At 64.1% G+C, this 23,310-nt stretch carries 19 protein-coding genes; 10 read left to right on the top strand and 9 right to left on the bottom strand.

Annotation, left to right across the window (positions count from 1 at the left end):
* Positions 1-3 precede the first annotated feature (3 nt).
* Both KVP70_RS23275 and KVP70_RS23270 read right to left on the bottom strand, forming a co-directional pair.
* Positions 4-930, bottom strand: a complete 927-nt coding sequence (locus KVP70_RS23275) for a family 43 glycosylhydrolase (protein ID WP_217944744.1) — start codon at positions 928-930, stop codon at positions 4-6.
* Between the two features lie 115 nt (positions 931-1,045).
* The gene (locus tag KVP70_RS23270; protein ID WP_217944742.1) at positions 1,046-1,732 is read right to left on the bottom strand and encodes a GntR family transcriptional regulator; all 687 of its coding nucleotides are present in this window, start codon (positions 1,730-1,732) and stop codon (positions 1,046-1,048) included.
* A gap of 252 nt (positions 1,733-1,984) precedes the next feature.
* Between KVP70_RS23270 and KVP70_RS23265 the strand changes: the two genes are divergently transcribed.
* Positions 1,985-3,832, top strand: coding sequence for a carbohydrate-binding module family 20 domain-containing protein (locus tag KVP70_RS23265; protein ID WP_217944740.1), 1,848 nt, complete (start codon positions 1,985-1,987; stop codon positions 3,830-3,832).
* Here KVP70_RS23265 and KVP70_RS23260 read toward each other — a convergent pair.
* From KVP70_RS23260 to KVP70_RS23250, 3 genes are read right to left on the bottom strand one after another with little or no spacing between them, the layout of a single operon-like run.
* A complete protein-coding gene (locus KVP70_RS23260; protein ID WP_217944738.1) occupies positions 3,829-4,158 on the bottom strand; it encodes a DUF2288 domain-containing protein in 330 nt (109 codons plus the stop codon). The genes KVP70_RS23265 and KVP70_RS23260 overlap by 4 nt on opposite strands.
* 3 nt (positions 4,159-4,161) lie before the next feature.
* Positions 4,162-4,851, bottom strand: a complete 690-nt coding sequence (locus KVP70_RS23255; protein ID WP_217944737.1) for an RES family NAD+ phosphorylase — start codon at positions 4,849-4,851, stop codon at positions 4,162-4,164.
* On the bottom strand, positions 4,852-5,289 hold the full coding sequence (locus KVP70_RS23250) for an antitoxin Xre/MbcA/ParS toxin-binding domain-containing protein (protein WP_020703698.1): 438 nt from the start codon (positions 5,287-5,289) through the stop codon (positions 4,852-4,854).
* Between the two features lie 105 nt (positions 5,290-5,394).
* Between KVP70_RS23250 and KVP70_RS23245 the strand changes: the two genes are divergently transcribed.
* Positions 5,395-5,841, top strand: coding sequence for a YybH family protein (locus KVP70_RS23245; protein ID WP_217944735.1), 447 nt, complete (start codon positions 5,395-5,397; stop codon positions 5,839-5,841).
* A 121-nt stretch (positions 5,842-5,962) separates the two neighbouring features.
* On the opposite strand, the gene KVP70_RS23240 is transcribed toward KVP70_RS23245, so the two are convergent.
* The 4 genes from KVP70_RS23240 to KVP70_RS23225 all read right to left on the bottom strand — a co-directional run bounded on the left by KVP70_RS23240 (position 5,963) and on the right by KVP70_RS23225 (position 9,611).
* Positions 5,963-6,238, bottom strand: a complete 276-nt coding sequence (locus KVP70_RS23240) for a hypothetical protein (protein ID WP_217944733.1) — start codon at positions 6,236-6,238, stop codon at positions 5,963-5,965.
* 144 nt (positions 6,239-6,382) lie between these two features.
* Positions 6,383-6,778: a VOC family protein gene (locus KVP70_RS23235; protein WP_217944731.1), complete on the bottom strand. Its 396-nt coding sequence runs from the start codon at positions 6,776-6,778 to the stop codon at positions 6,383-6,385.
* 93 nt (positions 6,779-6,871) lie between these two features.
* Positions 6,872-8,566, bottom strand: coding sequence for a single-stranded-DNA-specific exonuclease RecJ (gene recJ, locus KVP70_RS23230; RefSeq protein WP_217944730.1), 1,695 nt, complete (start codon positions 8,564-8,566; stop codon positions 6,872-6,874).
* Position 8,567: 1 nt separating this feature from the next.
* A complete protein-coding gene (locus KVP70_RS23225) occupies positions 8,568-9,611 on the bottom strand; it encodes a hypothetical protein (RefSeq protein ID WP_217944729.1) in 1,044 nt (347 codons plus the stop codon).
* Between the two features lie 310 nt (positions 9,612-9,921).
* On the opposite strand from KVP70_RS23225, the gene KVP70_RS23220 reads away from it, so the two are divergent.
* The 8 genes from KVP70_RS23220 to KVP70_RS23185 all read left to right on the top strand — a co-directional run bounded on the left by KVP70_RS23220 (position 9,922) and on the right by KVP70_RS23185 (position 23,288).
* Positions 9,922-16,122, top strand: coding sequence for an SdrD B-like domain-containing protein (locus KVP70_RS23220; protein WP_217944727.1), 6,201 nt, complete (start codon positions 9,922-9,924; stop codon positions 16,120-16,122).
* Between the two features lie 73 nt (positions 16,123-16,195).
* Positions 16,196-16,870 (top strand): PEP-CTERM sorting domain-containing protein, encoded by a 675-nt coding sequence (locus KVP70_RS23215; protein WP_217944726.1) that lies wholly within the window; start codon positions 16,196-16,198, stop codon positions 16,868-16,870.
* A 90-nt stretch (positions 16,871-16,960) separates the two neighbouring features.
* Positions 16,961-18,226 (top strand): lipoprotein-releasing ABC transporter permease subunit, encoded by a 1,266-nt coding sequence (locus KVP70_RS23210; protein WP_217944725.1) that lies wholly within the window; start codon positions 16,961-16,963, stop codon positions 18,224-18,226.
* Positions 18,219-18,914, top strand: a complete 696-nt coding sequence (gene lolD, locus KVP70_RS23205; protein ID WP_217944723.1) for a lipoprotein-releasing ABC transporter ATP-binding protein LolD — start codon at positions 18,219-18,221, stop codon at positions 18,912-18,914. Before KVP70_RS23210 ends, lolD begins: the two co-directional genes overlap by 8 nt.
* Before the next feature lie 4 nt (positions 18,915-18,918).
* A complete protein-coding gene (locus KVP70_RS23200) occupies positions 18,919-19,710 on the top strand; it encodes a TatD family hydrolase (protein ID WP_217944722.1) in 792 nt (263 codons plus the stop codon).
* Between the two features lie 99 nt (positions 19,711-19,809).
* Positions 19,810-20,616 (top strand): CsgG/HfaB family protein, encoded by an 807-nt coding sequence (locus tag KVP70_RS23195; RefSeq protein WP_217944720.1) that lies wholly within the window; start codon positions 19,810-19,812, stop codon positions 20,614-20,616.
* Between the two features lie 47 nt (positions 20,617-20,663).
* Positions 20,664-20,807, top strand: a complete 144-nt coding sequence (locus tag KVP70_RS23190) for a hypothetical protein (protein ID WP_217944789.1) — start codon at positions 20,664-20,666, stop codon at positions 20,805-20,807.
* A 27-nt stretch (positions 20,808-20,834) separates the two neighbouring features.
* A complete protein-coding gene (locus KVP70_RS23185; protein ID WP_217944718.1) occupies positions 20,835-23,288 on the top strand; it encodes a DNA internalization-related competence protein ComEC/Rec2 in 2,454 nt (817 codons plus the stop codon).
* Positions 23,289-23,310 lie beyond the last annotated feature (22 nt).

The following is a 23,310-nucleotide window of genomic DNA, read 5'->3' as shown; positions in this document are numbered from 1 at the left end:
TCATCAATACGTCGGCCAGCCGCCGCTGAAGGTCAGGTCGTTGATGAACAGGACGCCGTTGTAGCCGTTCTGGCTATCCAGCTCATGCCGAACCATCACCCCGTTGGCCACCGACTCTCCACCGGGCGCGATGAAACGTCCGCCGCCGGCATCGAGCGTGGTGCCGCCGCCGTTGACCATGTCGACGCCGTTCTTGTCCAGATACGGCCCGGTCACGCTGGTCGAACGGCCGTACGAGATGTGATAGGTGCTGTTGGCGCCATCGCAGCACTTGCCCTTGGAGACGAACAGGTAGTAGTACGAGCCGTTCGACATGATGAACGAGTTCTCGATGCCGGTGCTGTCGGCGGCCAGGTGGTACCAGCTGCCGGTGGGCTTGAGGGTGTTCGCGTCGACGCGCGTGGTATAGATGCCGGTCCAGAAGGAACCGAACGACAGCCACGGTTGCCCCGCTTTGTCGACGAAGAAGTTGGGATCGATTGCGTTGTAGTTATTGCCCGGTGCGGACGTCAGCACCGCGCCCTTGTCGGTCCAGTTCCCCGTTGCGATACTGGTGGCGGTGGCCAGGCCGATGGCCGATTTCTGCGAGCCGAAGGTGGACACCGCGTAGTACAGGATCGCCTTGCCGTTCCAGACGTGGATGTCCGGCGCCCAGACGGTCTTGGAGTTGTTGTTGTACTGGCTCCACCACGACAGGCCGCCGCCGAAGATGCTGACGCCTTGGGTCCAGGCGTGGCCGTCCGGCGAGTACTTCACGCCGATGCCGGTATCACTGGTCTCGGTGATCCACCAGGTGCTGTTTTCCTTGTACACGCTGGGGTCGTGCGTGATGAGGGAGCCGGTGAGCGTCCAGGTGGCGGCATGTGCGCCTGCTGCGCAGAAGGCGATAGCTGTCGCCGCCGCCCATCGCTTGAGTAGCTGTTTGTTCATTTGTCGTCTCGCTTTATAGGTTTTGTGTCTGCCGGATGCAGGAATTCATGCTGCGGCAGCTGCGAGGGCGCGTCTAATGAATTTTTGTGGCTTAGCGATACCGCGATTCGTATCGCTACATCAGCAGCGCGGAGATGAGATCTTTCTTGGTCGGGCTGGCGTTGACGTCGAAATTGAGCGCCGCTTCCACGTGGCTCAGATGGTGCAGCATCAGCTCCGCCGCCTTGTCCGCATCGCCCGAGCGGGCGGCGGCCAGGAAGGCGCTGTGTTCATCTGACGAGCAGGCGGCATCGCGTTCGGATTGGTACAGCATGGTGATCAGCGAGCTGCGGCCCACCAGCTCGCGCACGATTTCCTTCAACACCTCGTTGCCCACCACGTCCGCCAGCAGCACATGGAAATCGCCCAGCAGCTGCTGCCGCATCTTCGACGGCACTTGCGACAGTGCGTTGCGTTCTTCCTTCAAATGCTTCTCCAGCATTTTGTAGTCGGCCGGCTTGGCCTTGGCGGTGAACTCGCGCGCCAGCGCCGCTTCGATGATGCGCCGCGTCGCGAAGATCTCGCGCGACTCCCGCTCGCTGGGCTGGCTGACGACGGCGCCCTTGTCGGGAACCATGTTAATCAGCTTGTCCTTCGACAGTATCAGCAGCGCCGCGCGGATCTTGGTGCGGCTGACCGAGTACAAACGACACAACGCTTCTTCCCTTAGCTTGGTCCCAGGCGGCAGCTTGCGCGCCGCGATGGCTTCGGCGAGGTTGTTGGCGATATCGTTGGCGCTTTCGACGGGGAGTGTGCTGGACATGAGGTGGCTATGGATCTCGTAGTGTCGTTTTTTCGCCCCATCATACAGGGGCTGCCGGGGATTGACTATCTGGCAGTATCACACGAGTAATCGCATTACATATGTGTCGTATGGAAAACCAGTGGAAGCGATTCCCGTAGGGGAATGTGAAAACTGTAGCGAATTCCACTTGTTGTTTACTGTAGTTCTGCTACATTTTATCTGGGCTGCAGTATTTCCCAAAATACAAAATATAACGACACGGAGATAAAAATGATGAAAACCTTACTGGCCGCCGGCCTGCTGGGCGGTTGCGCCCTCGCGCCTGCGCATGCCGCCTTCAACCCCGCCGACACATCGGTCCAGATGTTCCGCTGGAAGTGGAACGACATCGCCAAGGAATGCACCAACTGGCTCGGCCCGCAGGGCTTTGGCGCGGTGCAGGTATCGCCGCCGCAGGCTTCGGCCAGTCTGGGTGCGTGGTGGGACGTGTATCAGCCGGTGAACTTCGCTTCGCTGAAGAGCAACATGGGCACCGAGGCCGAGTTCCAGACCATGATCAACACCTGCCACACGGCCAAGGTGCGCGTGTATGCGGACGTGGTGGTCAATCACCTGGCGGCCGGTTCCGGCACCGCCACTGATGGCTCGACGTGGAATTCGACGACGCTGGCCTATCCCTTCTTCAGCTCCAGTGATTTCCATCCCGCCTGCGATATCGCCGGCGGTGACTACGGCTCGCCGGGAAACCGCTACAACGTGATGTTCTGCCGCCTGAGCGGCCTGCCGGACCTGAAGACCGACGGCTCCTACGTGCAAGGCCAGGTCAAGACCTACCTGACCAAATTGATCAACATGGGCGTGGACGGTGTGCGCTTTGACGCCGCCAAGCATATGCAGCCCAGCGACCTGCAGGCGATCATGGGCGGCGTCACGCACACCACCCTGGCTGGCGAGTCGCTGTGGATCACGCAGGAGGTGATCCCGGACAGTAACGTGGTGCGCTCCGACTACTACAACGTCGGCATGCTGAACGAATTCCAGTACACCTTCGCCATCAAGGCCATGTTCCGCAACGAGAACGGCGCCAGCCTGTCGCAGGTGCGCGCCATCATGGGCACGCCGGGCAACTGGGGCGGCACCTGGGGCTTTGTGCCGAGCGAGAAAGCGACTGTCTTTGTCAACAACTGGGACACGGAGCGCAATGGCAGCTCGCTGGTGGCCAGCAATTATGTCTCCGGCACGACCAACGACACGCAAGGCACCAAGCGTTACGACCTGGCGAACATCTTCATGCTGGCCTGGCCGTATGGCTCGGCGCAGCTGCACTCGGGCTTCCGCTTCACCAATTTCGACCAGGCGCCGCCGAGTGCCAGCCCGTTCGACGCCAGCGGCAACCCGCTGATCAACCAGCAGTGGGACTTCATCCATCGCTGGAGCGACATCTCCAACATGGTGGCCTTCCGTTCGGCGACGTCGGGGCAGGGCGTGGACTACTTCACCAACGGCACCGCCAACCAGATCGCGTTCGGACGCGGCGCCAAGGGCTTCGTGGCGATCAACAATGAGTATTCGGCCTGGAACGCGTCGCTGCAAACGCTGCTGCCCTCCGGGACCTACTGCAACGTGGTGCATGGTCAACTGAACGCCGCCGGCACGGCCTGCACCAGCGACAGCGTCACAGTCGGCAGCAATGGCGTGACCAGCGTGAGCATCCCGGCCAATGGCGGCGCGACAGTGCCTGCCGTGGCGCTGCATATCAACCAGAAGATCGGCGGCGGTGGCGGCGGCACGTGCACCACGGTGCCGGTGACCTTCCGCGTGGCGAATGCGAATACGGTGGTGGGTCAGAACGTGTACGTGGTGGGCAATCGCGCGGAGCTGGGCAACTGGGTGCAGGGCGCCAGCAATCAGCTGACCATCGAAGGCAGTGGGGCCAATGTGCCGTGGTCGCGCACCTTCCAGCTGCCGCCGTCGACGGCGATCCAGTACAAGTTCATGAAGTACGGCGTGAGCACCGTGTGGGAGAGTAACCAGTCCACCGCCAGCGGCAATCGCGAAGCGACCACGCCGGCTTGCGGCGGATCGGTCACGCTCGACGCGGGCAGCTTCAAGTTTTAATGCACGCTGGCTGGAACAGCCTTTTCCTGCTGCACGAGGATGAAGGGGCCGACGACGACTGCCCACAGTTCGGCGTTGATCTCCAGCCAGTTCGCAGCCTGCTCGTCGCTGACTTTGGCGAGCAGGCCGGCTTCCATCCACTGGCCGATGTGGGCCTTGTCGTCGTGCGAGATGCGCACGGCCACGTCGACCAGGTCCAGCGAATTGGCGATCCACACCACATTGCCGGCGGCGAAATGCTTGAGCAGTTCGGCCCAAGGCAGGCGCGCGGTCTCGCGGTTTACTTTGAGGCGCAGGTCGGTGTCGTTTTCAGGTTTGGTTTGCATGATTCAGATAATTTCGATGATCGGTACGGGGTTTCCCCGCCATGTTAACCGATAGGCCGCACCTTTGCGAACATTGCCCACCAGCGCAGGGCGGAAGCAGGCGAGGTTGATGCCGCCGTCGAGCCGCACGCTCGGGTAGATGATGCCCAGCGAGCCGCCGTCCAGCAGGCGTTCGGCCAGGATCTGCGATTCGATGTAGCTGTCCGGCGCCAGGCAGCCCAGGTAGCGCGCCTGGCCGCGCAGGTCGTGGAAGGGCGCGGTGAAATCGGCCAGCATGGTCTGGTATTGGACGCTGTCGTCGAAGCGGTTGATCTCCGCGTATTCGACGGCTTTATGGAAGCTCACTTCGGCCAGCGCGGTCTCGACATCGAAGGCACAGTACCACGCGCCACGATCGCCGCCGTTGAAGCGGCTGCCTTCAGGGCGGGCGTAGGTAAAGGCGGCGTTCACGATGCGGAAGTTCGGCACGCCGAACACCAGTTCGTCCATCGTGATGCCGGCGGCGCCGCCGTTCTGCGCCTGCAGGCGGGCGTTGGTGGCGTTATCCAGTTCGAACAGGTCGTGCAGGTCCTGGTCGTTATCGGCCAGTGGCGCCAGCACCGAGTCTTCGAAATCGGCGAAACGCGAGGGCAGCAATCGGCAGGTGTCGAACTGGCGCAGCGTGGTGAGGGGAGGAATCAGGCTGACCGGCACTTACAGTCCTCCGCGGCGGGCGTCCAGCAACTGGCGCACGATCTGCATGGCGGGCAGGCCGCCGGCCTCGATATAGGCCAGTGGCGTGCGGCCGCCGAAGATCAGGTTGGTGTTGGCAAGGCCCATCCATTCGTCGGCGAGCTTGTCGCCGTAGAGGATGTGCAGCGCCTTGTAGATGCCCAGCAGGTAGGAGATGCGCGTGATGCAGTCCACCTCCAGCGTGCGTTCCGGGTTTTTTTTCCACTCGTAGTAGGCGCTGCTTGAGATGCCGCCCAACAGTTCGCGGGCGTCGTCGTCGCGCAGCTTCCAGGCGGCGGCCAGCTTGAAAAAGCCCTTGAGGGCGGCCTTGGACAGTCGTTCGCGCTCGGGCTTGGCGTTCAGGTCGACCAAGATGGTGGGCTCGAAGCGGCTGCGGGGGTAAGCGTAGGTAAGATTCATAAATCCTCCGTTGATGGACTAGTTATACTCCTTTTTAGGATTAATAGCAATCGAGGACCAACTGGACTAATATCGTCTTGTCTACAAAATAAGGGGAGGGTGGCCATGAAATGGATGTGTCTGGCGGTGACGGGGGCGTTGGCATTGATTGTGACCGCTGCGGGTGCCGCGCCAGCCTTCACTGGAGTGCAGGAGCAGGTGGCCAACGTCGAGCGGGCCTTTGCCGCAACCATGAAGGCACGCGATCATGCGGCTTTCGTGACTTTCTTGTCCGAAGAGGCGGTGTTCAGTGGCGCCGGGCAATCCGTGCGCGGGAAGCAGGCGGTGGCCGATGAGTGGAAGAAGTTCTTTACCAAGCCGGATGCGCCGTTTTCCTGGGAGCCGGACGAGGTTGAGGTGCTGGCGTCGGGCACGCTGGCCAAGACATCCGGACCAGTGCATGGCCCGGATGGCAAGCTGATCGCGCGATTCAGCTCGGTCTGGCGGTTGGAGGCGCCGAATACGTGGCGCATTGTGTTCGATGGCGGTGTCGAGGCTTGTGGGGCAAAATGAAATACAGTAGCTCGGGTCTAACATACGATTAAGGGCGGCCAGTAGACTAACTCGGCCAACGGCGTTCAGGATAACAGCTTGCTTATCTGAAAAACTCACGAGCACTACTCATTAAACAAAATTAAATATCATCCTGCAAGCGCTCGTCAATACTTCCAATTTTCTCAAATCCACCACCCGCACCGTGATATGTCTCAGCGTGTAGATGAAAAAGCTGCCCGCAGGATGCGCAAGAAAAATAATTGCTTACAATGTCACCGATATATCCCAAAGACAATTTAGAGAACGAGGTTCCCCAGTATCCGGCGCCTTCATTCTTTAAGATCCCTTTTTTCATTTCCTTCTGACACACCGCAATCTTATCTTCTAAATCCATTCTGGATTTTATGGATTTCATATTAGTCAGGCCAATGCATTTCTCGCAGCTCATAGATTCACCGAATACATATAAAATAGCAGTTGCAATATCGTGCGTGGTTGAGGTGGCAGTCTCGGAACTGCCTCCATTCCTCAGGAGTAGGCCACTCGCAGCACGCCGAGTTCAGGCCGAACAGTTCACCATCCACTGCACGCCAAACTGATCGGTCAATTTGCCGTAGTAATCCCCCCAAACCTGCATGTCTAGCGGTGTGGTGACCATGCCTTTTTCAGCCAGTTTGTCAAAAAGCTGTTTCGTCAACTGCCGGTCGGTCATCTGCAGGATATGTGCGGACCCCCGCATTGGCTCCGCATCGTCATTGTCGGAGGCGAAGAACAGGACGCCTGGCCCCTCAAATCTTGCATGCATGATTTTGCCGCGCATGGCTTCATTGCGAACTGGCATGCCATCTACACCAAACCGCAATACGTCGGTCATCCGACCCAGCCCGCACTGGGTGTAAAACTCCAGTGCTTGCTCGCAAGTCGTTGTAAAGAAGAGGTAATTGGATAATTGCATCGATCCATCCTGGAAGATAGGCGGGGATGCATAGAATACCATCTTGCCAATGTGGAAAGTGCGCGCATTCTCACCTGCGCGCGAGGGCGCGACTTACGCCGGTTCGGCGTGCTCCACCATCAGCTGCACCTTGGTGACGCCGTTGTATTCATTGGCGTCGAGACGGAAGGCGACCTTGGCGCGCTCGCCCAGTGAATCGACGTGGCCGAACCAGATCGCGTCGTAACGCGCGCCGTTCTTTTCCAGCAGCAGCTTGAGGTGGCGCTCTTTCAGGATGCGCTGGCTCACCACGCGGAACTCGTCGCAGAACACCGGTGGCGCGAAGCCCTGGCCCCAAACCTGGCCATCCATCAGCTCAATGAACGCGGTGGTGTAGTAAGCGTCTTCCAGCGGGCCGTCGGTTTCGATCACGCGCTCCAGCTGCTGCTTGCTCAACCACGCGCGGCCCACTTCCTCGAAGGCTGCGGCGAAGGCGTCGAAGGCATCCGCGCGCAGCGTCAGGCCGGCCGCCATGGCGTGGCCGCCGAATTTGTCGATCAGCGTGGGCGCCTTCTTGTACACCAGGTCCAGCGCGTCGCGCAGGTGGAAGCCGGGGATGGAACGGCCGGAGCCCTTGATCCAGCCGTCGGCGCCGGGCGCGAAGGTGATGGTCGGGCGGAAGAATTTCTCCTTCAGACGCGAGGCGACGATGCCGATCACGCCCTGGTGCCACGATTCGTCGAACACGCAGATGGTGCTGCTGTTGGCCGGCTCGAACGCGTCCAGGTGCAGCAAGGCCGCGTCCTGCATCTCGGCTTCGATCTCGCGGCGTTTCAGGTTGATTTCGTTGAGTTGCTGCGCCAGTTGCCATGCGCGGCCGTCGTCGTCGGTGATCAGGCATTCGATCCCCAGCGACATGTCCTCCAGCCGTCCGGCCGCGTTCAGGCGCGGGCCCAGCGCGAAACCGAGGTCGAAGGGATTGGCGGTGCGTGGCTCGCGGCCGGCCACGCGGAACAGCGCGGCCACGCCGGCGTGCATGCGGCCGGCGCGCATGCGCTTCAGGCCCTGCGCCACCAGGATGCGGTTGTTCGGATCGAGCCGCACCACGTCGGCCACGGTGCCCAGCGCGACCAGGTCGAGCAGGTTGTCCAGCTTGGGCTGGGTCTGGGCGTCGAACACGCCGCGCTTGCGCAATTCCGCGCGCAGCGCCAGCAGCACGTAGAATACCACGCCGACGCCGGCCATATGCTTGCTCGGGAAGCCGCACTCCGGCTGGTTCGGGTTGACGATCACGCGCGCGGCCGGCAGCGTGTCGGCCGGCAGGTGGTGGTCGGTGACGACGACTTCGATGCCGCGCCGGTTGGCCTCGGCCACGCCGTCGATGCTGGCGATGCCGTTGTCGACGGTGATGATGATGTCCGGCTGTTTTTCGCGCGCCGTCAGCTCGACGATCTCCGGCGTCAGGCCGTAGCCGTACTCGAAGCGGTTAGGCACGATGAAGTCGATGTTGGCGCCCATCGCGCGCATGCCGCGCAGCGCGACCGCGCAGGCGGTGGCGCCGTCGCAGTCGTAGTCGGCCACGATCACCATGCGCTTTCCGCTGGCGATCGAGTCGGCCAGGAACACGGCGGCGGCGCCGATGTGCAGCAGCCCCGAAGGCGGAATCATGGACGCCAGTTCGCTCGACAGCTCCTTGGCGTCGGTCAGGCCGCGCGAGGCGTACAAGCGCGCCAGCACAGGGTGGATGCCGCCCTGGCGCAGCACTTCGGATTCACGGAACGGGCAGGGGCGGATGGCGATACGGGTCATGTCAGGCTTGCTTCAGTAAGAGGTTCAGGTTTGGCTTGCGCCAGAATTTGCGCAGCGCCAGTTTGCTGGTGCCGACGGTGCTCCAGCCGTTGCGGTGGCTGAGCAGCAGCGTCAGGCGGCTGATACGGCCGTCCTGCAAGGCCGCCAGCAATGGCGCCAGCCATTCCTGTTCGATGCGCTGCATGCGCGCGATCCAGTCGGACCAGTCGCCGGTTTGCGCCGACGGTATCAGCTCGGCCAGCATCGCGCCGCCCGGCCGGGCGATCAACTGCGCGGCGCTTGGCTGGCGCAGCGCGGGCGCGGCCAGTGCCTGCATCCAAGCCGGGCCGCCCGCGATGGCCAGCGGCTGCGGCGCGGCTTTCAGCGGACCGGCGCCGCCCCACAGCCAGAACGAGTTCACCGCTTGCAGGCCGCGCGCCTGGCGTGCCTCATTGACCGGGTGTTCGTGCCACTGCATCTGGATTTCGTTTTGCAGCTTGCGGTAGGCGCGCGCGTGTTCGCCCTCGGGCATCCAGTCGCTCAGGTTTTGCGTGGTCGCGGCGTCGGGCGAGGCGGTGGCCATGCCGGACCACTCGTCGGCCCGTGCAAACCACAAGCCGGGCGCGGGGTGCAGCAGCGTCTTGCCTTGTTCTTCGAAGCAGGGGCGGGCCAGCTCGTAGAGCGCGCGCGATTCCGCCTCGCTCAATTGCAGCGCGCGTGGATCGGACAGCAGCAGGTGCGTGCGCGATAGCTGAATATGCGCCGGCTGCACGATGAACCAGTGGCCAAGCCCGGCTTCCGCCTGCAGACCGCAGCCGTGCATGACGGCGGTGGCCACCGGCGCGCCGGTGTCCGGGCGATCCGGCGCGGACGCCAGGCCCAGCGCGTGGGCCAGCCAGGCCTCGTGCGGCAGCACCCGGCTGTCGTTGTCGTAGATGTTGTATTGACAGTGTTTGTTGCGAGACAACAACGTAGCCCAAGCAGGAGTTTTTAGGGCGCGCAACAGGTCGGGCGCCATCTCTGGTGGCGGCAGCGCGTAAGGCAGGGCAAGGGTGATTTCAGTCATGCCGAGATTGTAGGGCATAGCGGGGAGCGATGGGATGTTGCGTTTAGGAACTTAAAAATGATGCATGGAATGATAAAAGTCAAAAATAACAATTATCAAAAGAAAACCTTTGCTATAATTGCGGCAACTTACATGTACCACCAGCATCACTTTAGCCCGGTGATGTCAGTTACTCCGCTTTCCCCAGCCGCCTTGGACCTGTTTTTCGTCACGAGCCGCGCCGGTTAGTAATCCACTCTAAAACCACTTTTTGTAGGCTTATACGAATGATTAAGTTCAAATACGACGGCGCGACGGCGGGGATGTTGAAATGACTACCATTTCGATCAACAGTACGGTTCACGTCTGCGAAGACACCAATGCGACCTTTGATATGCGCGATGTGCTGGCTGCGGCCGGCGTCAGCACGACCGCCGCCCTGAACATCAGCGCGATGATTGTGAAGCTGCCGGACGGCACCACGTCAAGCGCCAACACGCCGCTGTTCGGCCGCGTCGATGCCGACACCGTCTATGTCCATCCGGGCGATTGGAAGCCGAACTACAACGGCCAGTTCGCCACCATCGAATTCATCGCCCAGGACGGCAACGGTGTGCACATCACGCTGAGCTTGCAAGTGGTGGTGGACCCCGTCAACGACGCGCCGACCGGCGCCGACAAGGTCTTTGCGCTGACCAACGGCGCGCCGATCACGCTGGCCCAGGCCGACTTCGGCTTCGTCGACAAGGTCGAACACGACGCCTTCCAGTCCGTCATTATCACCTCGCTGCCGACCGCCGGCAAATTGATGCTCAACGGCGCGGCCGTGGCCATCAACACCGAAATCTCGGCCGCCGACATCGCCGCCGGCCATCTGTCGTTCGAACCCAGCCAGACTGCCGCCGGCAGCTTCGACGTCGGCTTCACGGTGCGCGACGCCGGCGGCCTGGTTGGCTGCGGCGCCGCCGACACCAGCGTCACGCCCAACTACCTGACCTTCAAGGTGCCGATGGCGCATCTGGGCGACCTGGTCTGGGAAGACAGCAACGGCAACGGCGTGCAGGACGGCGGCGAAGCCGGCCTGTCCAACGTCACCGTGCAGCTGAAGGATGCGGACGGCCACGTGGTCTCGACCACCACCACCGACGCCAGCGGCAAATACCATTTCGACGTCAATCCCGGCACCTACTCGGTGTCCGTGCAGGCGCCGGCCGGCTATGCGGCCACGGTCAAGGGTCAGGGCGGCGACGCCGTCGACAGCGACATCGACGCCAGCGGCAACACCGGCGCGATCACGTTGACGCCGGGCGAGACCAACAACAAGGCCGACGCCGGCCTGGTGCGTCCGGCGTCGCTGGGCGACACGGTCTGGTACGACACCAACCGCGACGGCGTGCAGAACAACGGCGAAGCGGGCGTGGCCGGCGTCAAGGTCACGCTGCTGGACGCGGCCGGCCATGCGACCGGCGCCACCGTCACCACCGACGCCAGCGGCCACTACCAGTTCAGCGGCCTGCAACCGGGCAGCTACAGCGTGCAGTTCGACAAGACCACCTTGCCGGTCGGCTACCTGTTCACCACCCAGACCCAGGGCGGCGACACCACCATCGATTCCGACGCCGACGTCAACAGCGGCCAGACCGCGCAAGTGACGCTGGCTTCCGGCGACAGCCACCAGCACCTCGACGCCGGCATCGTCGTCAAGCAAGCCACCGTGGGCGACCGCGTGTGGGAAGACGCCAACGGCAACGGCGTGCAGGACGCGGGCGAGCAGGGCGTGGACGGCGCGGTCGTCACGCTCAAGGACACGGGCGGCCACGTGGTCGGCTCGGTCGCCACCCATGACGGCGGCCAGTACAGCTTCACCGTCGATCCGGGCACCTACACCGTGTCGGTGGCGCCGCCAGCGGGCTACGCCTTCACCGCCGCCGGCAAGGGCGTCGACGGCGCGCTGGACAGCGACGTCGGCAGCGACGGCAAGGCCAGCGTCACGGTCGGCGCGGGCGACATCAAGCTCGACGTCGACGCCGGCGTCTACCGCCCGGCCTCGCTCAGTGAGATCGTGTGGATCGACGCCAACCGCGACGGCCGCCTGAACAACGGCGAAGTCGGCGCGGCCGGCGTCAAGGTCACCTTGCTGGACGCCAGCGGCAACCCGGTGACGGGCGCTGCCGCCATCACCGACGCCAACGGCCACTACCAGTTCAACGGCCTGGCGCCCGGCGTCTACAGCGTGCAGTTCGACAAGAGCACGCTGCCGGCCGGCTACAACTTCACCTCCGCCGCGCAGGGCGGCCCCGGCGGCGCGGGCTCCGACGCCGACACCGGCACCGGCAAGACCGCGCAAGTCACGCTGGCTTCGGGCGACAACCTGACCCTGCGCGCCGGCCTGATGGTGCAGCAAGCCACGCTGGGCGACCGGGTGTGGGAAGACAGCAATGCCAACGGCGTGCAGGACAGCGGCGAAAGCGGCATCGACGGCGTCAAGGTCGATCTGAGAGACAGCCTGGGCAATGTGGTCAACAGCACCGTCACCCACGACGGCGGCCAGTACAGCTTCACCGTCGATCCGGGCACCTATTCGATCGCCGTCACCGCGCCTGTGGGCTACGTCAGCAGCGCGAGCGGCCAGGGCGGCAACACCGCCACCGACAGCGACATCAACGCGGCAGGCGAGAGCGCCAACGTCAAGCTGACGGCCGGCCAAAGCAACACCACGGTGGATGCCGGCCTGTACAAGCTCGCCGAACTGGGCGACACGGTCTGGAACGACGCCAACCGCAACGGCGTGCAGGACGCCAATGAAACCGGCCGTTCCGGCGTCAAGGTCACGCTGCTGGACGCCGCCGGCGCCGCAGTGGCCACCGCCACCACCGACGTTGATGGCCACTACCTGTTCAACAATCTGAAACCGGGCACTTACAGCGTGCAGTTCGACAAGACCACGCTGGGCACCGGCTATGTGTTCAGTGGCGCGCACGCCGGCAGCGACGGCGCCGCCGATTCCGACGCCAGCGTCACCACCGGCCAGACCCAGCAGGTCACGCTGACCTCGGGCGCGGTCAATCACGACCTGGATGCGGGCGTGAGCGCCTTGCAGGCCACCATCGGCGACCGCGTGTGGGAAGACAAGAACGGCAACGGCGTGCAGGATGCGGGCGAGGCCGGCATCGTCGGCGTCAAGGTCGATCTGAAGGACGAGCAGGGCAACGTGGTCCAGACCACCAGCACCGGCGCCGACGGCAAATACAGCTTCACCGTGGACGCCGGCAAGTATGCGATCTCGGTCACCGCACCGACCGGCATGAGCGCCACCGGCCAGCACGCCGGCAGCAACGGCGCGCTGGACAGCGATGTCGACGCCGCCGGCCAGGGCGAGCAGGTCACCGTGGCCCCAGGCCAGGTCAACAACGACGTCGACGCCGGGTTCTACAAGGGCGCGACCTTGGGCGACCGCGTCTGGTACGACGCCAACAAGAACGGCCTGCAGGACAGCGCCGAAACCGGCGTGGCCGGCGTCAAGGTGATCCTGCTGGACCAGGCCGGCAATCCGACCGGCACCACCGCGACCACCGACGCCAGCGGCAACTACAGCTTCACCAACCTCAAGCCGGGCAGCTACAGCGTGCAGTTCGACAAGGGCTCGCTGCCGGCCAACTACAGCTTCACGGCGGCCGACCAGGGCGCCAACGACGTCAAGGATTCCGACGCCAACATCACCACCGGCAAGACCGCGCAAGTGACGCTGGCCTCGGGCGCCGTCAACAGCGACCTGGACGCCGGCCTGGTGGCGGCCCCGGCCAAGCTGGGCGACACCGTCTGGGAAGACAAGAACGGCAACGGCCTGCAGGACAGCGGCGAAGCGGGCCTGTGCGGCGTTACCGTGCAGCTGAAGGACGGCAGCGGCAAAGTGGTGGCCACCACCACCACCGATACCGCCGGCCACTACAGCTTCACCGCCGATCCGGGCAGCTACACGGTGTCGGTCACGGCGCCGTCGGGCTTCAGCTTCACCGGCAAGGACGCGGGCAGCGACGACGCCAGGGACAGCGACTTCGCCAGCAACGGTGTCAGCAATGTCGTCAAGCTGGCCGCAGGCGAAGTCAACAACACCGTCGACGCCGGCCTGTACAAGGCCGCTTCGATCGGCGACCGCGTCTGGTTGGACAGCAACAAGAACGGCATCCAGGACAGCGGCGAATGCGGCGTCTCCGATGTCAAGGTGATCCTGGTCGACGCCGACGGCAACCAGGTCGGCAAGGCCGTCACCACCGATTGCGACGGCAACTACCTGTTCACCGGCCTCAAGCCAGGCAGCTACACCGTGCAGTTCGACAAGGCCACGCTGCCGGAAGGCATGGTCTTCACCAAGGCCGACCAGGGCGGCAACGACGGCGTCGATTCCGACGTCGACGCCGGCGGCCTGTCGCACGCCGTCACCGTCACGTCGGGCCACGTCGACAAGAGCGTGGACGCCGGCGTGCTGGCGGCCGCCACCATCGGTGACAAGGTGTGGATCGACAAGAACGGCAACGGCTTGCAGGACGACGGCAGCGACAGCGGCAAGGCCGGCGTCACGGTCAACCTGCGCGACGGCGACGGCAACATCGTCAAGACCACCACCACCGACAGCAACGGCAACTACAAGTTCTCGGTCGCGGCGGGCACCTACTCGGTGGACATCAAGGCGCCGAGCGGCTATCTGGTCACCGCCAAGGACGTGGGCAGCGACGGCGCCGTCGACAGCGACGCCGACGCCAGCGGCAACCTCGGCGCGATCACCGTGAGCGCCGGCCAGCACGCCACCAATATGGACGCGGGCCTGTATCAAAAAGCTTCGGTCGGCGACAAGGTCTGGTACGACACCAACGGCGACGGCATCCAGCAGTCGGGCGAGGCGGCGGCCAAGAATGTCGTGGTCACGCTGCTCAACGAAAAAGGCGTGGCCATCGCCACCGACACCACGGACGCGGCCGGCCTGTACTCGTTCGCCGACGTCGGCCCCGGCAAGTACTCGGTCAAGTTCAGCGCACCGGAAGGCTATATCTTCACCAAGACCAACCAGGGCACGAACACCGGCGCCGATTCGGACGCCGACAGCAGCGGCCAGACCGCGCAGTTCTCGCTGGCCTCGGGCGCGAAGGATGCGAGCCGCGACGCCGGCCTGGTCAAGGCCGCCAGCATCGGCGACACCGTCTGGGAAGACGTCAACTACAACGGCGTCAAGGACAGCGGCGAGAAGGGCGTCGACGGCGTCACCGTCAAGCTGTACGACACGGCCGGCACGCTCAAGGCCACCACCGTCACCCACGACGGCGGCCAGTACCTGTTCGACGGCCTCGCCGCCGGTTCGTACAAGGTTGCGGTCACTAACGGCAGCGGCTGGTACTTCACCAAGTCCGGCATGGGCACCGACGCCAGCGATTCCGACATCACCAGCGTCAACGGCAGCACCGGCAGTACCGGCGCCATCACCCTGGCGACCGGCCAGAACATCACCACCGAAGATGCCGGCATCTATCGCAAGGCCAGCATCGGCGACAAGGTGTGGCGCGACGCCAATCACAACGGCATCCAGGACAGCGGCGAGGAAGGCATTGGAGGCATCAGCGTGGCGCTGTACGACGCCGCCACCAACAAGCAGCTGGGCAGCACGATCAAGACCGACGCCAGCGGCAACTACAAGTTCAACGATCTGACGCCGGGCAACTACTACCTGGTGTTCGACAAGACCAACGTCAGCGCCTACTTCTCGTCGGATCAGCGCACCTACAACATGAGCAACTGGAAGTGGGGCGTGAAGAACACCGGCGCCAACGACGCCATCGATTCGGACGTGGCCGGCGACGGCAAGGCCTACACCAACGTGACCCACACCGACACGATCTCGCTGACTTCGGGCAAGAACGACATGAGCTGGGATGCCACCATCACCCCGATCGCGATCGACCTGAATGGCGACGGCATCCACACCATCGCCCGCGGCGCGATGCAGGGCAGCTTCGATTTGCTGGGCACCGGCAAGGCGATCCAGTCCGGCTGGCTGTCGGCCAGCGACGGCTTCCTGGCCATCGACAGCAACGGCAATGGCAAGATCGACAGCATCAACGAGCTGTTCGGCGGCGCCAGCAAGGGTTCGGGCTTCGCCAAGCTGGCAAGCTACGACAGCAACCACGACGGCGTGGTCGATGCCAAGGATGGTCAGTTCACCAGCCTGCTGGTCTGGCAGGACAAGAACAGCGACGGCAAGACCGATGCGGGCGAGCTGATGTCGCTGAAGGACGCCGGCGTGGCCAGCTTGAAGGTGGCATACACCGAGTTGCCGTTCGTCGACGCCAACAACAACCTGCACCTGGAGCGCAGCAGTGTCGTCATGAACAACGGCAAAACGGCCGACATGACCGACGTGTATTTCGACGTCGCCAGGGCAGACGCGACCGCGGCCGGCGTGGTCGCACCGACCATCGCCGACCTGATCGGTTCCGAGCCGGCGGCAACGCTGGTGGGCCAGAGCCCGGTAGCGCATTGCTAAGATTTCAAAGCGGGGATGTCGCCGGGGACCAGCTCCGGCGGCCGATTACAACTACTTTTATAGAAAAATCATCATGACCATCAACTTCAACACCGCAGTCAAAGCCGCCGCCGTAGCCGCCGCCCTGGCATTCTCCAGCGTCAGCCACGCCGCCATCACCGTGCAGACCAAGTCCGCGCTCGAGTACTACAACGAGGACGCCACCTTCTTCGGCACCCCGTCCGCCACCACGATTACCCCGTGGACCCTGAGCGGCGACGGCGTCAATACGCTGGCCTTCTGCATCGATCCGACCACGCCGGCCAACGACCAGGCCGGCTACAGCGGCCTGCTGACGCGGCAGTCGAACAGCGCCATCGTGGGCCTGTACGAAACCTCGTACAGCAAAGTGTTGAATAACGGCGTCTACAACGCCAACAATGCGGCGGCATTCCAGCTGGCCTTGTGGGAAACGCTGGATGACAAGGATTTCGCCCACGGCAAACTGCAACTGCCGACCACCGGCGGCGTCCTGGATGACAACGACGTGGTCGCCGGCATCGCGCATGGCATGTTGAGCAATGCGCTGGCTTACACCGGCCATGGCGGCAACTACGTCTACACCGAATACACCGCCGCCGGCTCGCAAACGCTGCTGGGCGTTTCGGCCGTGCCGGAAGCGGACAGCTGGGCCATGCTGGTGGCCGGCCTCGGTCTGCTGGGCCTGGTCGCCCGCCGCAAACCGGGCAAGAGCGCCAGCTTCGCCTGATTTGTCGGGGCAGGGTACGGTGTTTCGCCCATGAAATCCTATTTATATGGCACACTGCGGGCTCGCCAATGTTGAAACCCTTTGGAGCCCATGAGCCTTATCCGGAACCTGCCCTTTGAATGGCTGGTCGGCCTGCGTTACACGCGGGCCGGCAAGCGCAGCGGGCGCAATAGTTTTATCTCCTTTATTTCGCTCATCTCCATGGCCGGCATCGGCCTGGGCGTGGCCGCGCTGATCGTCGTGCTGTCCGTGATGAACGGCTTCCAGAAAGAAGTGACCGACCGCATGCTGTCGGTGCTGGCCCACATCGAAATCTTCGACGCCCGCGGTGCTATGCCTGACTGGCACGCCGCCGCCGCCGAAGCGCGCAAGAATCCCGAAGTGATCGGCGCCGCGCCGTTTGCCGAAACGCAGGGCATGCTGGTGCGCGACGATGTGCTGCGTCCGGCCATCATCCGCGGCGTGCTGCCGGAGCAGGAACCCAACGTCTCCGACGTCGCCAAGCAGACCAAGCGGGGCAGCTTCAACGCGCTGCAGCCGGGCAGCTACAACATCGTGCTGGGCATCGAGCTGGCGCGCGCGCTGCGCGTCAACCTCGGCGAGAAGGTCACGCTGGCGCTGGCCCAGGGCCAGCCGACGCCGGCCGGCGTGCTGCCGCGCCTGCGCTCGTTCACCGTGGTCGGCATCTTTGAAGCGGGCCACAACGAGTTCGACTCCGCACTGGCCTTCGTCCACCTGACCGACGCCGAAAAGCTGCTGCGCATGGACGCGCCGGCCGGCCTGCGCCTGCGCCTGTCCGACATGCACCGCGCGCCGCAAGTGGCGCAAGACCTGAAGGCCAGCATGTCGGGTGACCTGATCATGCGCGACTGGTCCAAGCTCAACGCCAATTGGTTCGCCGCCGTACAGACCGAGAAGCGCATGATGTTCATCATCCTGACCTTGATCATCGCGGTGGCCGCCTTCAACCTGGTGTCGACGCTGGTGATGACGGTGACCGAGAAGCAGGCCGACATCGCCATCCTGCGCACGCTGGGCGCCTCGCCGCGTTCGATCATGAAGATTTTCATGATCCAGGGCGCGCTGGTCGGCATCCTCGGCACCGCGATCGGCGTGGCAGGGGGCGTGCTGGTGGCGCTCAACATCGACGTCATCGTGCCGTTTATTGAACATTTATTGGGAGTGCAGTTCTTGTCGAAGGATATCTACTACATCAGCAGCGTGCCGTCCGACCTGCGTTGGCCGGACGTGTTCAAGATCGGCGGCGTGGCCGTGGTGCTGGCCTTCGTGGCGACCTTGTACCCAAGCTGGTGGGCCGCCCGCGTGAAACCTGCGGAGGCGCTGCGCTATGAGTAATCTGGAGCCCGTGGTCCTTTCCTGCCGCAGCCTGGGCAAGACCTTCACGCAAGGCGACTACTCGGTGCAGGTGCTGAACGGCATCGACATCGACGTGCGGCGCGGCGAACGCGTGGCCATCGTCGGCGCCTCCGGCTCCGGCAAATCGACCTTGCTGCACCTGCTGGGCGGCCTTGATACGCCGACCAAGGGCAGCGTCACCCTGCTGGGCAAGGACTTCGCCAGCCTGAGCGAGACGGCGCGCGGCGACCTGCGCAACGCCTCGCTGGGCTTCGTCTACCAGTTCCACCACCTGCTGCCGGAATTTTCCGCGCTCGATAACGTGGCGATGCCGCTGATGATACGTCGCGTCAAGCGCAGCGAGGCCAGCACGCTGGCGCAGCAGATCCTCACCCGTGTCAACCTGGCCAAGCGCGTTACGCACGTGCCGGGCGAGCTGTCCGGCGGCGAGCGTCAGCGCGTGGCGCTGGCGCGGGCGCTGGTCACGCAGCCGGCCTGCGTGCTGGCCGACGAACCGACCGGCAACCTCGATCACGCCACCGCGCAGACGATCTTCGATTTGATGCTGGAACTGTCGCGCACCCTGGGCACCGCCTTCATCATCGTCACCCACGATATCGAGCTGGCGCGCCGCTGCGACCGCGTGCTGCGCCTGACCGACGAAGGCCTGCACCCTTACCAGGACTGACGTCATGTGGATCGACACCCACTGCCATCTCGACGCCCACGAATTCGGCGGCGAGTCGGCCGCGCAGGCGGCGCTGGCGCGGGAGCAGGGCGTGTCGATGATCGTGATCCCGGCGGTGGAGACGGCCAACTTCCCGGTGGTGGCCCAGCTGGCCGCCAGCGTGGACAACGGCTGCTACGCGCTGGGCATCCATCCGATCTACGTTCCGCACGCCGACGAGGACGACCTGCGCGTGCTGCGCGAGCAGGTCGCCGCCGCCATGGCCGACCGCCGCTTCGTCGCGCTGGGCGAGATCGGCCTGGATTTTTTCATCCCCATGCTGACCGAGCCGGCGATGCGCGAGAAGCAGATCTTCTTCTTCCGCGAACAGCTCAAGATCGCCCGCGATTTCGAGCTGCCGGTGCTGATGCATGTGCGCCGCTCGCAGGACGTGGTGCTCAAGCATGTGCGCCAGATCCGGCCCGCCGGCGGCATCGCCCACGCGTTCAATGGCAGCTTCCAGCAGGCGCAGGGCTACATCGAGCTGGGCTTCAAGCTGGGCTTCGGCGGCGCCATGACGTTTACGCGCGCGCTGCAAATCCGCCGGCTGGCGGCCGAGCTGCCGCTGGAAGCCATCGTGCTGGAAACGGACGCGCCGGATATCGCCCCCAGCTGGGTCCACCCCGGCCGCAACAGTCCCGACCAAATTCCCCGCATCGGCGCCGTGCTTGCCGAGTTGCGCAACATCCCCCTGCAAGAAGTGGCCGACGCCACCAGCGCCAACGCGCGCGCCGTGCTGCCGCGCATGCCCACCTGAACGATAGGCGCGCACGGTTAGATTTGGATAGATTTGACGCCCGGTCAATAGTGCATAATTAAAAACCTTATTATTTGCACAATTAATCGAAAGTCCGTAATGAAAAACATCGTCCGTAGTACTTGCCTTGCAGCGCTGGTGTTGGTTCCTGTCGCCAGTTTCGCCGATTCCAGCGAAGTCTCCGAGCGCCAGATCGACGTGCCCAAGTGTAAAACGCCTGCGGCCAAGGTCGTGTTCACCGAGTTCAAGTGCAAGTCGGCCGATTGTTCGTCGGGCGCTGGCCAGCAGGACCCCCGCCAATACCGCTGGTGGGAGCGCCGCGGCGATGTCGCTCAGCCGAGCTACACCGGCGTCGGCACCGGCATGACCGAAATGCTGGCCACCGCGCTGACCCAGACCGGCTGCTTCGATGTGCAGGAACGGGCGGAAATGGAAGAGATCAACAAGGAACTGGCGCTGATCGGCAAGAAGGTCGAGGCCGAGGCGGCCGACTACATGATCACCGGTTCCATCACCTCGCTGGGCTTCGAGCAAAGCTCCACCGGCCTGGGCGGCCTGGGCTTCCTCAAAGGCCCGCTGGGCTTGCTGGCCGGCTCGGTCGACTTCAAGAAATCCAAGGTTCACATGAACATGGACATCCGCGTGGTGGACGTGAAGCGCGCCAAGATCGTCGCCTCCAAGACTTTCCAGGCAAATAACGAAAAGAACGGCTTCGGCGTGTCGGCGCTGGGCTGGGGCGGCGGCGTTGGACTGGGCGGCAGCCACGCCAGCATCAGCGGCTCGCCTTTGGAAGAGGTGGCGCGCGACCTGCTGGTCAAGTCGACGGCCTTCCTGGCCGACACCATCGCCGCCAAGAACATCACCGATCACATCGCCGTCAAAGCCACCGACGTGTCGGTGAAATAAGGCGCGCGCGATCGTGCCGCGAGCGGACCGCCTGCACGATTGAAACCATGGTTGACGAAGCCACCAGCGCGCTCGATTCCGCCAGCGAACTGCAAGTGCAGCAGGCACTGGACAAGCTGATGGAGGGACGCAGCACCATCGTCATCGCAGGGCGGCGGTTCTGCGTAGTATCGGACTGTTGCAATACTTGAGGAGCGGCCGTCAGGCCGGACAAGGCGATGAGGGCGGTGACGATCGGCTTCGCCACAGGGGCGGCTTGGCTGCAAACGCAGGCGGCGTTACCGTCCCCGATGGCCGACTTGGCGGCGGCCCTTGTGCTGGCGGCGTGGTTGTTGTCGTGGTACGCCTGCTTGCGGTGGCAAATGCACCGCTTCGGCGCGCGCACGAACGCCGCATTGCGTTGCGCGACATCCTTGCTGGCCGGCGCCGTGATCGGATTCTTGTGGGCGGGCTGGATGGCTTACCGCGTCCTGGCGCCTCAACTTGCGGCCGCCGACGAAGGCCGCGACTTCACCTTGATCGGCACCATCGACAATCTGCCGTACCGCTTCGATCAGGGCGTGCGTTTCAATTTTGCGGTGGAACGTGTGCTGGGCCGCGCGCAGGACTCCGTTCCGCCGCATATTTCGTTGGCCTGGTATGCTGGATTTCGCGACCAGGTCAATGAGATCGGCGATGTCCAGCCGGGCGAGCGCTGGCAGCTGACGGTGCGCCTGCAACGGCCACACGGCAATGCCAACCCATATGGCTTCGACTACGAAGCATGGCTGCTGGAACAAGGCCTGCGCGCGACCGGCTATGTGCGGCCGGCGCCGAACAACCGGCGGCTGGACGGCTTTGTCTTCAGCGTTGGCAACGTGATCGAGCGCGCGCGCGCGATGCTGCGAGCGCGCATTCTTGGCGCGCTGCCTGGCAAGCCGTATGCCGGCGTGATCGTCGCACTGGTGGTGGGCGACCAGCGCGGCATCGATCAATCGGACTGGAATGTTTTCAACCGGACGGGCATCGGCCACCTCATATCCATCTCAGGATTGCACATCACGATGGTGGCGGGGCTGTTCGCGCTGGCCGCCTTCAATCTGTGGCGGTACTCGTTCTTCACGCGCGCGCAGCTGCCCTTGCTGCTGCCCGCGCAAAAAGTGGCGGCGCTGGTCGGCGCGACGGTGGCGCTGTTCTATGTCCTGCTAGCCGGCTTCGGCGTGCCGGCGCAGCGCACCTTGTACATGTTGATGGTGGTCGCCGCCGCGCTGTGGATGAACCGCATCGCCAGCGTATCGCATGTGCTGTGCTGCGCACTTGGCGTGGTGGTGCTGATCGATTCCTGGGCGGTATTGTGGCCGGGCTTTTGGCTGTCGTTCGGCGCGGTCGGCACGATACTGTATGCGACGGTCGGCCGCACCACGCCACGGACTGCGCGGCGCGACGACGCAGCGCCTCGCCCCACACGCCTTGAACAGTTCTGGCAGGCCTTGCGCGTCGGCGCCCACACGCAGTACGCGGTGACCTTTGGCCTGGTCCCGCTCACGATGCTGTTGTTCGCCCAGGTCTCGGTGGTCAGTCCGCTGGCGAACGCAGTGGCGATACCGTTGATCAGCCTTGTGGTCACGCCGCTCGCGCTGGTCGGCAGCATGCTGCCCGCGCTGCTGGCGGCGCCAGTGCTGGGCCTTGCGCATCTGCTGGTGGAATGGCTGGCCGCCTGCCTGCAATGGTTCAGCGGCTTGCGCTACGCCGTATGGAGCGCGCCGACGCCGTCGTTCTGGCTATTCTGCTGGGCCATGGGCGGCACCATCTGGCTGCTCGCGCCGCGCGGCTGGCCGGTACGCTGGCTGGGCCTGGCGAGCTGGATACCGCTGCTGGCCGCCGAGCCTTCGCACCCAGCGCCAGGCCGCATGACCGTCACCGCCTTCGACGTCGGGCAGGGCATGGCGCTGTTGATCGAGACCAGCGGCCATCGTCTGCTATATGACACCGGCCCCGCCTACTCGCTGACCTCCAATGCCGGCAACCGTGTCATCCTGCCTTACCTGAAGGCGCGCGGCATCGCCGCATTGGACGGTATGATCGTCAGCCACAGCGACGCCGATCATTCCGGCGGCGCTTTGACGTTACTGGACGGCGTACGGGTGGAATGGGTGCTGTCATCGCTGCCGTTCCAGCATCCCATCGCCAGGGCCGCGCGCCAGCACCTGCGCTGCGCTGCGGGCCAGCGCTGGGACTGGGACGGCGTGCGTTTCGAGCTGCTGCATCCGCCGGCCGCCAGCTACGCCGACGCCACGCTCAAGCCGAATGCGCGGGGCTGCACGCTGAAGATCACGGCCGGCGGCAAATCGATGCTGCTGGCCGCCGACATCGAAGCCGCGCAGGAGGCTGCGCTGGTGCAGCGCGACCGCGCCAGCTTGCGGGCCGACGTGCTGCTGGCGCCGCACCACGGCAGCGGCACCTCGTCCACGCCGGCATTCCTGCTGGCGGTGCAGCCACGGACCGCGCTGTTCCAGGTCGGTTATCGAAATCGCTACCATCATCCAAAGGCGGAAATCTACGAGCGCTACGGCCAGCTGCACATCGAGCGCCTGCGCACCGACCTGGCCGGCGCACTAACCCTGGATTTTGGCGATACTATCGAGATCGGCGCCTGGCGCCAGGCGCACGCGCGCTACTGGTATAGCCGCTAAATTAGAGCCTTTCCCCCAAGCC

The organism is Duganella violaceipulchra (assembly GCF_019166075.1).
Taxonomy (GTDB): domain Bacteria; phylum Pseudomonadota; class Gammaproteobacteria; order Burkholderiales; family Burkholderiaceae_D; genus Rugamonas; species Rugamonas violaceipulchra.
Note: the sequence above shows the minus strand (reverse complement) of the source record. Positions and strands in the feature narration are given on the sequence as shown.

Excerpts from the sequence above, each read along its gene's own strand:
- KVP70_RS23275 (WP_217944744.1), bottom strand. The coding sequence starts at position 930 with ATGAACAAACAGCTACTCAAGCGATGGGCGGCGGCGACAGCTATCGCC.
- KVP70_RS23270 (WP_217944742.1), bottom strand. The coding sequence starts at position 1,732 with ATGTCCAGCACACTCCCCGTCGAAAGCGCCAACGATATCGCCAACAAC.
- KVP70_RS23265 (WP_217944740.1), top strand. The coding sequence starts at position 1,985 with ATGATGAAAACCTTACTGGCCGCCGGCCTGCTGGGCGGTTGCGCCCTC.
- KVP70_RS23260 (WP_217944738.1), bottom strand. The coding sequence starts at position 4,158 with ATGCAAACCAAACCTGAAAACGACACCGACCTGCGCCTCAAAGTAAAC.
- KVP70_RS23250 (WP_020703698.1), bottom strand. The coding sequence starts at position 5,289 with ATGAATCTTACCTACGCTTACCCCCGCAGCCGCTTCGAGCCCACCATC.
- KVP70_RS23245 (WP_217944735.1), top strand. The coding sequence starts at position 5,395 with ATGAAATGGATGTGTCTGGCGGTGACGGGGGCGTTGGCATTGATTGTG.
- KVP70_RS23240 (WP_217944733.1), bottom strand. The coding sequence starts at position 6,238 with ATGAAATCCATAAAATCCAGAATGGATTTAGAAGATAAGATTGCGGTG.
- KVP70_RS23235 (WP_217944731.1), bottom strand. The coding sequence starts at position 6,778 with ATGCAATTATCCAATTACCTCTTCTTTACAACGACTTGCGAGCAAGCA.
- recJ (WP_217944730.1), bottom strand. The coding sequence starts at position 8,566 with ATGACCCGTATCGCCATCCGCCCCTGCCCGTTCCGTGAATCCGAAGTG.
- KVP70_RS23225 (WP_217944729.1), bottom strand. The coding sequence starts at position 9,611 with ATGACTGAAATCACCCTTGCCCTGCCTTACGCGCTGCCGCCACCAGAG.
- KVP70_RS23220 (WP_217944727.1), top strand. The coding sequence starts at position 9,922 with ATGACTACCATTTCGATCAACAGTACGGTTCACGTCTGCGAAGACACC.
- KVP70_RS23215 (WP_217944726.1), top strand. The coding sequence starts at position 16,196 with ATGACCATCAACTTCAACACCGCAGTCAAAGCCGCCGCCGTAGCCGCC.
- KVP70_RS23210 (WP_217944725.1), top strand. The coding sequence starts at position 16,961 with ATGAGCCTTATCCGGAACCTGCCCTTTGAATGGCTGGTCGGCCTGCGT.
- lolD (WP_217944723.1), top strand. The coding sequence starts at position 18,219 with ATGAGTAATCTGGAGCCCGTGGTCCTTTCCTGCCGCAGCCTGGGCAAG.
- KVP70_RS23200 (WP_217944722.1), top strand. The coding sequence starts at position 18,919 with ATGTGGATCGACACCCACTGCCATCTCGACGCCCACGAATTCGGCGGC.
- KVP70_RS23195 (WP_217944720.1), top strand. The coding sequence starts at position 19,810 with ATGAAAAACATCGTCCGTAGTACTTGCCTTGCAGCGCTGGTGTTGGTT.
- KVP70_RS23190 (WP_217944789.1), top strand. The coding sequence starts at position 20,664 with ATGGTTGACGAAGCCACCAGCGCGCTCGATTCCGCCAGCGAACTGCAA.
- KVP70_RS23185 (WP_217944718.1), top strand. The coding sequence starts at position 20,835 with ATGAGGGCGGTGACGATCGGCTTCGCCACAGGGGCGGCTTGGCTGCAA.